Consider the following 13,306-nt stretch of genomic DNA (forward strand, 5'->3'; position numbering starts at 1 on the left):
GTGCCAAAGCCCCATTTACTTGTATGATGTTACTTTTGTAAACAAGCGGATCATTAAATCAAAGTGATTTTTTTCAGCCTAACCTTTAATTGAACCGGCTACCATACTATCTGTCACTTGTTCCTGCAGCAGAGTATAAATTAATATACTTGGAATGATCACCATAGCTAACGCTGCAAACATCGCCGTGTAATTAAATGAAAACTGAGATGTAAAATAATTGAGTGCTAATGGTAATGTTCTTGCCAATGTACTTTTTGTTAAGATTAATGCGAACATGAATTCATTCCATGAAGTTAAGAATTGTAGTATCGCTGCAGTTGCCAATCCCGATTTAGCAATTGGAAATACAATTAAAAAGTAAGTTTTAGCAAAACCCGCTCCATCTAAATAAGCTGCTTCTTCCAATTCCACCGGTATACTCTGGAAATAACTCTTTATAATAAACAGCGAGGAGGGAAGCCCTAATGCTGCGTATACAATGATTAGTCCTGTTTTCGTATCATACAGACCAATCTTTGTCATAATAATATAGATTGGCATTAATAAGGAGGAAGTAGGTATTAATAACGAGGAGGAAAGTAATAATGTTAAAAATGTTTTCCCTTTAAACCGGCATCTTGCCAATATATATGCTGCCATTGATACTACAAGTATATTAAGAATTGTACTAGCCATGGAAATCAATAAACTGTTATTGTAAAACTTAAAGATAGGGGCCAGTTTAAGTGCTGCATGATAACCTGCCAGACTAAAATTTGAGGGTAATGCGAATGCAGATGATAAAATTTCTTTGTTCGTCTTAAATGAAGACATTATAATCCATAATAATGGTCCAATTGAGATAAACACGAAGAATATCAGATAAATCAGTCTTAATATCTCAGATACAAATGCCCCTATTCTTTTATTTTTCATATATATTTACTCCCTTATTTACAGTGCATGTGTCACGCTTTACAATCTTATATGGCAGTGTAATCTCTACTTTATCATTTACATTGTCTAAATCCTGAAAAGCCTCTAAGGTTTTCGTAACAAATTCTTTGATCGGCTGATGGATCGTGGTTAATCTTGGTATGAATCTGCTTGCCATGGCAATATCATCAAATCCCAAAACCGATACATCTTCCGGTACCCTAAGCCCAAAATCATGCAAAGCAGATATTCCTCCCATTGCCATCTCATCACTAAAAGCAAAAATAGCGGTAAAGTCTGTTTTCTTGTCCAAGAATTGTTTTGTTAACCGATAACCAGTTTCATAAGTAACAGTGCCGCATCCTAACATTTCATTTTCATTTAAGTCAACTCCTATCTCATCAAGTGCGCGTTTACAACCAGTAAACCTCTGAAAAGAAGATCCGATATTTTTCAAAAAATCTGATAGAATAATTATCTTTTCATGCCCCAGACTAATTAAATATTTAGTTCCTTCATAGGCAGCTGCAATATCATTGATATGAACCATTTCTGACCTGCTGTCAAGAGATCCTCCGGCAAACATCACAGTTTTAATTTTCTTGGAAGCGATGTAATTAATAATATCAAGATCAATGAATTCATCAAAATATATCACGCCTACAATGTTCATTTCCTTAAAGAATATCTTATAGTGTTCACTGTCCGGTATGGTTGGTATAAATACGATTCTGTAATTATATTTTGGAATCTCTTCTATCAATTCTTTTAACACTTCTCCATAAAAGCCTAGTTGTAAATTAGGAATCAAAACAGCTATGACGCCATTATCTTTGCACTTCTTAAATCTTGGTGTATACCCCAACTCTTTGGAAGCATGTTCAATCTTTCTGGCCGCATCTTTACTCACAACACCACTACCGGAAAAATATCTTGAAACAGTAGCTGGAGAAACACCTGCAATTTTTGCAATTTCTCTAACTGTCAATGGCATTACTTTCACCTCTTTCAATTTGTTTCAGAAACAATAGTTATATATAATTACCATATTTCTCATCTTCAAACGAATAATTATATCATAATTAACAATTTGATCATAAGATAATAAAATATCTTTGTCAATATAGTCATAAGTTTTACATTTGTTTCATGATTGTTTCATTTGTTTCATGGATTTTCAGCTATATAATATCCTAAAAGGGCGTCAAAAGGGCATAAGAACTTTGCTTCATCATTTTTTTGATATACATTTGATCATATGAAAAAAGAATTACTCCTCTGTAATATTCAAAGGAGTAATTCTCTATCTAAGTAATATTCTGATTTAATATAGCCGCTTTTATATTTTGTCTTTCATGCTCATTTTAGAAAACCACTTGCGGCATGTATTTATATAAAGCCTCAGCTATTCCATCTTCATCATTCGATGCAGTAACATATTGAGCTGCATTTTTCAGTTCCTGGACAGCATTCTCCATTGCAACACCTATTCCAGTGTACTGAATCATGGATATATCGTTCATTCCATCTCCAAATCCGATCATTTGCGCCGGAAGAAAGCCCATTGGCTTTAGCACAGTATCCAAAGCTTTGGCTTTATCGATTCCCTTTGCTGTATATTCAAAATAGAAATCTGCTGTAAACATACAATTAAGCTTCTCTTTAAACGGATCCATCATGTCTTTATAATGCTCTTGCAGATAAGATGGATCCCCGGCCGTCAATATCTTATTTACTTCATAATCCAGGAATTCCGATAAATCCTCTTTTTCACAGAGCAAATAGCCCCCGCCTCTTGCTTCATATTCAATAATGTTAATTGAGCAACCTTTCCATTGTATTGGATCTGCATATACATTATTCACATACATATAATTATCTTTATCGATCATCGGATAAACATCAAACTTCTTTAAGTGTTCTAAAACAGCCTTTCCATCCGAAATACCCAACGGTTCATTAAAAAGAGTTTCCATAGTTTCAAAATCAATTACTTTGCTGCCATTATAAGCAACAAACAATCCATGGTGATGATCCATTTCTAATTCTTTTCCTATTTGAAACAATCCTGCCGTGGGTCGTCCGGAAGCAAGAATAAGTTTCACCCCAGCCGACTGAGCCTTTCGTAATGCTTCCTTTGTTTTAGCGGTAATCATCTTTTTACTGTTAAATAATGTTCCGTCAACATCCATAATAATAACTTTAATATCACTCATCCAATCATCCTTCTATTTCGTTTTATTATAGTAAAAGAGCATTACCAAAGTAAAATCAATCCCAATCATCCTGAACACTGTTTTCTTATTTAAGAAGGATATCTTTCTTATCAAGGATCGCTGCTGCAGACGCACAAGCCGGACAATCGCAATATTTCGCTCCAGCAGACTTGATTTCCTTTGCATGTGCCGCGATATTCTTAGAAATGTCTGCTCCAAAAACCTGAAATCCAGCATCAGATTCAGCAAAACCGATTAAACCGTCAATCGGCATAATATCCGCCTCAAGTTCATCAATATACTTTTTGGTTTCTTCGGCTTCCTTTTCAGTTCCGATAGCGTCCAACCAGGTCTGAGCTGCTGCTTTTGCCTCACTGCTACATGATGAAGCACTTATTAATTCGTTTGTTTTTTCAACAACATAATTTAATACTTCCTTGTCCATAATTGTATGCCTTCTTTCTTCTGGAATTTTTCTATATTTTACCATAATTATTTTACCTTTGCAATTCAAAGATATATTCCGGTTATTCAGTTTAAACTGTTGTACGCCGATATGGGCAGCCGTTAGATTTCAGGTCTGACTTTTGGGGTTTTTTCAAAGGGTCAAGATTTAATTCTTATCAATATGCAAAATCGTATTTAAAAGTACATTCGCCCCTTTTAAACAGTTTTCTACCGGAGTATATTCGATCTCACAATGGCTGTGTCCTCCTACACTTGGTACAAATATCATGGTAGCAGGAACCAGATCTATAGCAAACTGGGCATCATGACCTGGGCCGCTGTATATTCTACGATTGGAATAGCCCCATTCCCGTACACTTTTTTCCACATAATCAACCAGTTCAGCAGTAAAGCTCACGGTCTTACGTGACCATGCTTCCTCATAACTCACTTCGCATTGCTCTACAACACTTGGGATCTTTTTAATGACTGCAAGTACCTGCTTGAGCACTTCGGAATCCTGATGTCTCGCATCCAGGGTAAATTTCACTTCATCCGGTATTATGGTGTGAATGTTCGGATGGGCAGAAATTTTTCCCGTGGTATAAACCAGTTTGCTGTCTAACTGGTCCAGTTCATCATGGAGATATTGAATGGTTTTAACTGCTGCATAAAGGGCATCCTTACGATATTTCATAGGTGTCGTTCCTGCGTGGCCTGCCTGCCCGGTAAATGTAAATTCATAATTGATCATACCGCAGACGCCTTCGACTATGCCAATATCTATCCCTTCTGCTTCTAATACCGGGCCCTGTTCAATATGAAGTTCCACCAAAGCCTTTGTTTTAGATGGATCCAGCCGGTTTCCTTCCTTTCCTTTAAATCCGCTGTTCTCCAAAGCTTCTCCGAAGGTATACCCAGGAATGTCTTTTGCCTGTGAAGCCAGCATGGTTTCCTTGTTAAACTTTCCACAAACAACACCGGAAGACATCATTGCCGGTTCAAATCTGGCGCCTTCTTCGTTGGTCCATACTATAACCGTAATCGGATGCCTGTGAGGTATTTTTTCTTTTACTATGGTTTCTGCTACTTCCATTGCTGTTAAGACACCCAGAATCCCATCATAATTCCCGCCCTGGCGAACGGAATCCATATGGGAACCTGAGACAATGGCAGGTAAATCTTCTGTTCCGGCAATGGTTGCATATATATTTGCCATATCGTCTGTTGCGATGGAAGCACCGATTGCCTCCATGCGCTTTACGAATTCTTTTCTGGCGGCCAGGGCTTCATCCGATAAGGAAAATCTGGTAATTCCACCCTTTCCAGTATCTCCAAACCTGCTGAAGGTTTCAATCTTATCTTCCATTCTTTCATAGTTACACTGAATCATGTTACTTACCTCCTTTTATGTACAACACATGTAGTCGTTTTTTATTAATACCATTGGTTAAGTATACCATAATTGCATAAACTTAGTCTAATGACTTTATAAAAGATAATGCAGTTTACTACGTAAACCCTAACAGTAAGAAGATCTAATTTCTTGTTTGATAATATAAATACTCGTTACAATCTCTCTATCGGCCGATAGATTCACTTTATTGAATGTTTTTCCCCAAATTTCTTGCCGCTGCCAGGCTTGAATGTCCTTTAATCTCGTGTAATTCTGACAATTGCAGATTTACCACTTTTCGTAATGGATTTTATCAATATTATAACGATCTATAAAATGATTTTTATATTTATTGGGATAACCAATAGCAATCAATGCAAAAGGTATAATATTTAATGGCAGTTCGTACATCTCCCGTACATAATTTATAGCTGAATCTACAGATGTAATACTCATCCACACTGCTCCAAGTTCTAAATGAACAGCTTCTAATAAAATATTTTGGGCTGCAGCACTCATATCCAACGCCCAATCTGGTTCATATCTGAATGTATTGCTATTTGCTGCCAAAATCAGCGTTACCCCTGAGTGAGCAACTGGTTTTGCATCTGGCATAGCCTTGGAAAGTTTCTGTAAAGCTGTTTTACTTTCAACGACAATAAATTCCCATGGCTGTTGATTGACTGCGGATGGTGCCTGCATAGCTGCACGTAACAATTTGTCTATTTTTTCTTTCCCCACAGTCATATTTTTGAATTCCCGAATACTTCTGCGATTAAATATTTCTTTCACAGTACTACCTCCTATCTGGCATATCATAAATCACAACTAAGGTTGCATTTTACTTTTAATTTGTGATAACATAATAACACGATTTGTTCAATCGGTATAATTAATTGTTTCTATTGATACAATCGAAAAATCAGATGGGAAATTTATCATTATGGACATGCGTTTAATTTTAGCATTTGTAACGGTAGCGACACTGCGTAACTTCACAAAGGCGGCGGATCAGCTTGGATATGCTCAATCAACCATTACATCCCAAATACAACTTCTTGAGAAAGAGTTGGGCGTAAAATTATTTGATCGGTTGGGCAAAAAGGTCTGCCTTACACCCGAAGGCGAACAATTCCTCGTTGATGCAAGACAGCTACTCTTTTCATGGGAAAAGGCAAAAGGTACTCTATCTTTTATAAAATCTCCGCATGGTATTTTAACGATTGGAGTAAATGAATCCGTTTGCTCTGTCAAATTGCCTAAACTGTTAGAAGAATATCGCAAACGGTATCCAGAGGTTGAATTTCATATAAAAATCGGATCAACGGATGAATTAGAATTGTGGTTGAAAGAAAATCAGATCGATGTGGCTGTATTATTGGACAAGCCATGGCATGTCCCTGAGCTAACAGTTAAAATATACCAGGAAGAATTATTGGGACTTTTTGTTTCACCTATTCACCCTTTAGATGGTGTAGAAAATATACTTCCCCGCGATGTATCAAATCACCCCATGCTTTTAGTATCGCACAGCAGTTGCTGGAAGAATGTCTTTCAGGCGGTTATGGAAGAAGCAAATGAGTCATTTAGAATCATGTTGGAAACAGCAAGCATATCTGACCTTAAGCAATTTGCGATATTGGGCTTTGGAATAGCAGTTTTACCCTTATATGCTGTACATGAGGAAATAGCATCCAATCAACTTTCTATGATCGATTGGAAAGGGAAAAATTTAAGTTTGTTCGTTCAGGTTGTTCACCATAGAGATAAATGGTTATCTCCTTCATTGGAGGCGTTTTTAGAAATATGCATGGATGTTAAATGGTGATATGTTTTCACAACAAGTTGTGCGGCTGCTTGGGATATTATGCCTTTGATGGTGTAAATATTGGACGAATAGCTGCATACTGATTCAAAAATGGATGCTGCGTAACTAACATTCGTTAGCAAAGCAGCATCCATTGATTTAGTTAATTATTGATTCCATACTCCATTGCTGTCAACCAGCCAGCCATCTGGAGTCACTCCATTCATGTATAACGATCCACGCGGGCGTGAGTAACCTTCTGGCTTTTTATATTCCCATTTCTCCTGATTCATTGCCCAGCCGGATGAACCTTCTGCTTGTGTGGTTAAATAATACCATTTCCCATCTATGCAATTCCAGCCTTCTGCCATGGCTCCGGATGAATCCAGATAATACCAGGAACTGTCCATCTGATCAAAGACCCAGCCTGTCTGCATGGCTCCATCTAAGCTCAGCCAATACCATTTTCCATCGACCAGAAGCCAGCCTGTTGCCATATTGCCCTTATCATTGAAATAGTACCACTTTCCGTTCACTTTTTTCCAGACAGAGCTAACTATGTTTGATTCAGAGTTTCGATTTCTGTCCTGGCTTCCCTCTCCGTCCAGATTCGTTTTCCGGAATTCACCTGTAATATATGTATCCTGCAGGAGCAGGAACTCATATTTTCCGTTTTTGTCCGGTGATACTGTCTTTCCGTTAACAGATAGACGTTTTAAACGATATCCAATATCAGGAACTGTCTTTACAATTACCTTTGTTCCCTTTTTTCCCTCAGAGAGATTGGCAGTAATGCTGCCGCCTTCCAGACTGTCATCTATGGACACTTGAAAGTGTTCTTCTCCTCCTGTGGTACTGTTAATGATTAAGGTCACTGTTCCGTTATCCGTTAACACAAATGATATTTTATCTGTTTTGTGATTCCAATAAATGGGTAATTGTCTGGTTTCTCCACCTGACCCCTTAAATGTCGCAGTAATGGAACTGCTGTCCTTTCCCTGATCAGGAATGTCCATCCACACTTTCACCGGAGCATTTAACGATATAGGCTTTCTATTTCCGTACTTATCCTCCAGCTGAAGCTGAAGCCCGAAGGTTTTTCGGAACTCTTCTTCTGTTTCCGATACATTGCCGTCATTGACCGACATAATTGCAGTACGGATTTCCTGATCATCTTCCTCATCTTCAAAGATCAAGAAAGCGGTTGAGGGAGATGCCTTGCTTGCATTGGAGGCAGTCGCTCTTACTGCACTGGAAGGAGTTGCACTGTTTCCTGTGATTTTAATGGGTATGCTTAACGCAGCCCCTGCAATCTGTATACCAGTAATTTCTGTTTCAGTGGAATCCACTCTGCTGTCTATCATGCAGTCATTTGCAGCCATCGCAGCCTTATACAGTTCTTCTAATGCGATCAATTGATCCATTAAATACGTTGCCAATTCCTCATTCGAAACGGCAGTTAAGGCATTGACTGCTGACCTGATGGCTTTTTGTACCTTGTAATCACTGTAATCATCGTTGCTTATCGCCTCTTTTACTGCGTCTTCAATAAGAGACTGGACTTTTTGAATGTTTTTCGGTAATTCTGGTCCCACTTTTCCGCCCAAAGAAACAAAGGCCTGAAGCTTTAACCCATTTTCCAGTTCAGCGGTCACGTTTAACCGGCTGCTCTCTTCAAAATCATCAATATCAAGACAGCCCTCTTCATCGATGCCGGTACCTGATTCTAAAGACTTATCTCCTGTGACCTTCCAGGTAATAATCCCCGCATCATTGGTGTAATCATTGACTGCAAAGGACATACTTTGTCCGGGGGCAAGAGTAACGGCCTGCGGATACAGGGAAGCTGCCAACTGCATTGTTGCATAAGAATTGGAGCCGTTGGTTCCTTTTACCTGAATGGTAAGCTTTGCTCCGTATTCTGTCAGTTCTGCCTTTACATTCTCGTCTGATGATAGAATTTCTGTCACAGGTTTATTTATTTCGATTACAATAGTACCTGTATTTTTCATCGTAGGATCAGAGGCTGAGACAGTCAGAATTCCATTCTCATCTTCTTTTGCCATGAAAGATGCAGCACCTTTTATGGAGAAGTCACCAATTTTTGAAGCAGCATCTGTCCATACATTGGCTCCAAGTGTATTTTCGGATCTGTCGTAAACAGCCTGCATCTGTGAAGTGTTTGCCAGGACCGTGATTTGTGGCTCCCTGGAATACTGTTCGGTTTCTTCAGCGGTCATTCCTGGAAGAAGTACATACTCGTATGTGGCATCTTCAGGATTCTTTCCATGGTCAAACCACATTTCCAGATAGTTCTCTTCCGCTTTTCCATTTGATGTTCCAACCATTGACCAGTTTCCGGCATTCCTTGCTTTTCTTACCGATATGGTTTGAGAACCGGCAGGGAAATAATAACCGATATCGCTTCCGTCCGTATTCCCTTCCAAATGAGCCCATGAAACATCGGAAAGCGTTGTTCCTGACACATCCACTTTTCCGTCTACAATATCTACTAAAGATGCGGACTCAGTCATAAGATCTTTTGGCTCTCCGTTGATGATCAGCGCATTGTCGCCATCCTGTTTTAAACGCCTGTTTTCAATAATGCTTTCCACCGGATATTCTTCTCCGGAATTAGATATGCCGGCTCCAAGGCATACGATTTGTTCCCCAAGCATAAACCAGGATTTCTTAGCAGACAGATTAGGGGAATACGTCACGGCAGGAGAACCTTCTCCCTCTTTGACCCGGACTTCTCCGGTTAAAGACATTCCGTTTATTCCGTCATTTTCTATGCTGCTGCCTCCGACCCAGGATTCTCTTGAACGGAAATCTCCGCCTTGGGCAAAGCCTGAGCTGTCCGGCTGACCGTTACCGATATTCTTGGAAACGAGAGTCGTTCCCGCCAACCGGAGAGGATTTACAGTGTTCCAGAAATTTTCCGTATACTGCATGGTATCCTGATTGTATAAGTAGGTCATACCGCTTCCCTGATGCCAGCCATACCGGTTTTCATGATTCATGATTTCCGTATTCTGAATACGTTCTGAATACATGGATAGTACCATCAGGAACTTGTCTGTCCGGTGAATGGCCCGGTCCATGAGAGGCAGATTTTTATGTATCGGAGCAATGGAGGTGGCAATAGAATCATCTCCCTGAATTTCCAGGGCCTTTTCCTTTATCGATATATACTCTGCTCCGCTTAAGATCTTTATAAATCCGGGATCAATCTCCATCCAGGCTTTTAATGAACTTTTTAATTCTTCCTGCACTTCAGGAGAAACGGAATCCATAAGCTGGATCATAAGAATCATTGCTTCTCTTCCTGCATCCCGGTTACTGCCGGCAGGTCTTGATACAGAACGACCTTTCAGAGAATCCAGCATCAGACCATCATACATTCCATTCAAAAACCCTTCTTTCAAATAGAATTCCAGGTTTTCCTGCACTTCTCTGGGATATTCCCAAGGTGTTCCGGCAAATAGAGGCGGCATTCCTGCCCCGCCTTTCAGGAACTCAATTCCGTAGGACCCTAAATATGGCACATGGGAATGGTCAAGATAAGAACCATCTGCATAAAAACCGCTGGTGTAACCCTGATCCGCAATTTTGGTACTGTCTTTTAAGCTCTGGATTATAAATGTCTCCGAAGAAGCTTTTTGAGCCATGTAAACAAGCTCATTATCTTCTCTGATAATTCCCAGTCCCAAGGCGGTCCTGGAACAGTCAATGATATTGGCTCCCTGTGCCGTCCGGTATCCCTGAGCATGGGTGCTTCCGGTTCCAATGATGCCTTCATGATATGGATCCGGCTGAAAGAAATAAAGTCCCTCGGTATAAAGGCTGATTTCTTCCTCTGTCAGCTGGTCATATATAAGGACCAGTATTGGAATAAGGTCTTTGGGAACGCCGATTTCCCACGTCCACCAGTTATCTGTCTGGGTCTTTGGTGAGTAACATTGGGAACACAGATAGTTCATGATCTGTTTTATGTCCTTTATCAGCTCATCATTTTGGTAATAAAGGTTCCCCTTTGCTGCATATGCCTTTGCCATTGCCAGCACCTTTTTAAAAGCCGGACGAAACTCTACCGCATCATTCTCATAGGGAATCTCCGGGTTACCCTCAGCTCCTTCATCCTTAAGCCAGGGGATTCCGGCACAGGAATCCTGTCCTTTATAAGAATACGCTTCCCATGCAGATTTTGCCTGAGCCTGAATGTCGTCAAGGATCACTCTGCCTCCATCAAGTTCAGTTAAATCATTTCCGATGAGAGAATCTTTCCACCGTTTGCGGATTGTCTCGTAATCTTCTGGTTCTGTCTGGGGTAGATTTGCCGGATCTTCATATAGAACTGTTACGTTCCACTTTTTTTGTTTTCCGTTTTCATCAGTTGCCAGTACAGTGACATTTCCTTTTTCATTTGCCGTCAGCAGTGCGTCTTCACCGGAAAGCTTTTTAACAGAAGCGATGTGGCTACCATCAGCATCTCCGGCTTTTCTTGTTCCATCTGTTTCGCCTTCTAACAACTCTCTCTTAATCTTACTGCTTCCCGCATTGCGTACATAATTTCCGTCGGGCTTTGGTATTTTAACTTCCCAACGAATGCTGCCGGATAATTCAGCCGGTTTTTCAACCCGTCCGTCTTCTCCTCTTACCAAAACAATCTCATCTCCTGTTATTGCTTCAGCTGCCTTTCCTTCAATCGTCAGAACCACTGGCTCAGATCCCATTTCGGAAGCATCGAATTTAAGGAAAATATTAGAGCCAAAAGAGGAATCTGCCAATGCCTTTTGGTTTGAATTTGTTAGTATGCCTTTTCCCCGGGTTTCCAGTGTTACCTCCAGATAACCATCGGTTTGGTTCTCAGGCTTTGCAATATTTAGTGTTATATTACCATTAGAAGGATCTTTTTTTACGGTAAGTGACATACTCTCATTCATCGTTAAGGACACTACCTGATTATCCAGCCTGATGCTGTCGGAAGACCACTTGTTTACAGATATAAGCCCTTCTGTAATACTGGAAGCAGCCTGTATCTGCGGAGTATTTATCAGAAGCCTTGCATCGGTTTTGTAGAGACTTGAATTTGAATAATCAGCGGTTGTTTTCCCTGCGACCATGGTATACTGGTAGGTTTCTCCGGGAGCAATAAAAAACTCGGCCAATTGAGCCGTATCAGACTGTTTCGTGTTCAGTCGATAGTATACGTTTGAAGTAGTCAGGAACGATCCGGTCTCGCCGTCTCCAAACACATAGGACCATTGCAGTTCGTTATTGTTCAAGTCAGATGCGCTGAGCCAGTTTCTCTGGGTATGAATCCCTTTCGTCGGTGTATTAATGAGGGAACTCCACTGGTTTGTACTTGCTGACAGTACATTTCGGTATCCGTTGTTGGGATTTGTCAATGCCAGCTTTGTATCTTTTAAAACAGGAATATTATCTACAACGGTTATGAGCTGCCCGCTGCTTCCTGTTTGTGCCTTGAGGCCTGCTCCGGCACAAAGGATTTCGTCACCGAATAAAAACCATGATTTAACGCCATGAACCTCATTCCCCAGCTTTACTCCTTGTACACCGTAAGTTTCCGAAAGTGACTTCATTGACAGTTCTGTTGTAATTTCACCCCCTCGAAATTGGTTTCCCCCTTCCCAGAACATGGTTGTTCCAGGTATCAGTTCTTCATTCATGGTGTTCCATGCTAAAGTCGTATCACTGTATTTAGATAGTGACAGACTTCCCCCTCCCACTGTAGGATTAATGGACGCAGCATAATGCCGTGTGTTTAATAATTCTGATCCGGATATTACTGGTAATGTCTGTCCGGCAGCTGGAACTGTCATGACCATCTGCATTGCCAGACACATGCTTGTCACCCGCTTCCACTTGTTCCTAATCTTTTGCTTCACACAAAATTCCTCCTTTTTTATTAAAATAATTATATTAGTGATCTTGAACCTATTGGTAAGTTGTCCCACCTTTACCATAAAAACAGTCAGAGATATAATATAAAAATTTATTTAATTATATGGAATTTTTTTACTATAATAAATGAACTATTTTAAAAATAATTGTAATATTTTAATGTTTTTAATAATTATAAATTTAATTTTATAATATTTTTGTAAAAGATGTATTATTTGCGGAAAAGGTAACTGTATAAATAATCTAATTTATTATTTAAATACATCATACAAATGAAATAAAATCTTGAGTTTTATGGGATAGGTTTATTCATACGGTTGACGAAGCAACAACTTTACTGGTATAATTGAGTTGTTGCTTTACCTGATCTGACATTATAATCCATCATCATATCTTAAATTTATGAATACCAATAACGTTTCATTTTCCAACAAGCTAAAGCGTTTTGAGCTGCCTGGCGGAAAAACCACATGTAGTATCCAATCATCCCGCAGAAATACAATTAAGTGAAATTTAAACATACCGCTGATTGTTTCGTAAAAGGAAAGAAGCTTTCGTTTTTCGATGCAAAAATCTCCATAGGAAGTTTGTTTT

8 protein-coding genes are annotated in these 13,306 nt (G+C 39.5%); 1 reads left to right on the top strand and 7 read right to left on the bottom strand.

The features are described from left to right. Positions 1-78: 78 nt before the first annotated feature. The 6 genes from BMX69_RS07595 to BMX69_RS07620 all read right to left on the bottom strand — a co-directional run bounded on the left by BMX69_RS07595 (position 79) and on the right by BMX69_RS07620 (position 5,796). A complete protein-coding gene (locus BMX69_RS07595; RefSeq protein ID WP_054790748.1) occupies positions 79-918 on the bottom strand; it encodes a carbohydrate ABC transporter permease in 840 nt (279 codons plus the stop codon). Further along, positions 908-1,912: a LacI family DNA-binding transcriptional regulator gene (locus tag BMX69_RS07600; RefSeq protein ID WP_242941381.1), complete on the bottom strand. Its 1,005-nt coding sequence runs from the start codon at positions 1,910-1,912 to the stop codon at positions 908-910. The genes BMX69_RS07595 and BMX69_RS07600 overlap by 11 nt, the downstream gene beginning before the upstream one ends. A gap of 370 nt (positions 1,913-2,282) precedes the next feature. Next, a complete protein-coding gene (locus tag BMX69_RS07605; protein WP_054790745.1) occupies positions 2,283-3,134 on the bottom strand; it encodes a Cof-type HAD-IIB family hydrolase in 852 nt (283 codons plus the stop codon). A gap of 85 nt (positions 3,135-3,219) precedes the next feature. Further along, positions 3,220-3,579, bottom strand: a complete 360-nt coding sequence (locus tag BMX69_RS07610) for a molecular chaperone Hsp90 (RefSeq protein WP_100043793.1) — start codon at positions 3,577-3,579, stop codon at positions 3,220-3,222. A 168-nt stretch (positions 3,580-3,747) separates the two neighbouring features. Then, positions 3,748-4,974 carry a Zn-dependent hydrolase gene (locus tag BMX69_RS07615; protein WP_100042020.1) on the bottom strand — a complete coding sequence of 409 codons (1,227 nt, stop codon included), beginning with the start codon at positions 4,972-4,974 and terminating at the stop codon, positions 3,748-3,750. A gap of 291 nt (positions 4,975-5,265) precedes the next feature. After that, positions 5,266-5,796, bottom strand: coding sequence for a nitroreductase family protein (locus tag BMX69_RS07620; protein ID WP_465220359.1), 531 nt, complete (start codon positions 5,794-5,796; stop codon positions 5,266-5,268). Between the two features lie 124 nt (positions 5,797-5,920). Between BMX69_RS07620 and BMX69_RS07625 the strand changes: the two genes are divergently transcribed. Further along, a complete protein-coding gene (locus BMX69_RS07625) occupies positions 5,921-6,805 on the top strand; it encodes a LysR family transcriptional regulator (protein WP_100042022.1) in 885 nt (294 codons plus the stop codon). A gap of 146 nt (positions 6,806-6,951) precedes the next feature. Here BMX69_RS07625 and BMX69_RS07630 read toward each other — a convergent pair whose 3' ends face one another. Continuing rightward, entirely contained in the window at positions 6,952-12,696 is a 5,745-nt protein-coding gene (locus tag BMX69_RS07630; protein WP_100042023.1) for a polysaccharide lyase family 8 super-sandwich domain-containing protein, read from the bottom strand. Positions 12,697-13,306 lie beyond the last annotated feature (610 nt).

This window comes from Lacrimispora sphenoides JCM 1415 (genome assembly GCF_900105615.1).
Classification (GTDB): Bacteria; Bacillota; Clostridia; order Lachnospirales; family Lachnospiraceae; genus Lacrimispora; species Lacrimispora sphenoides.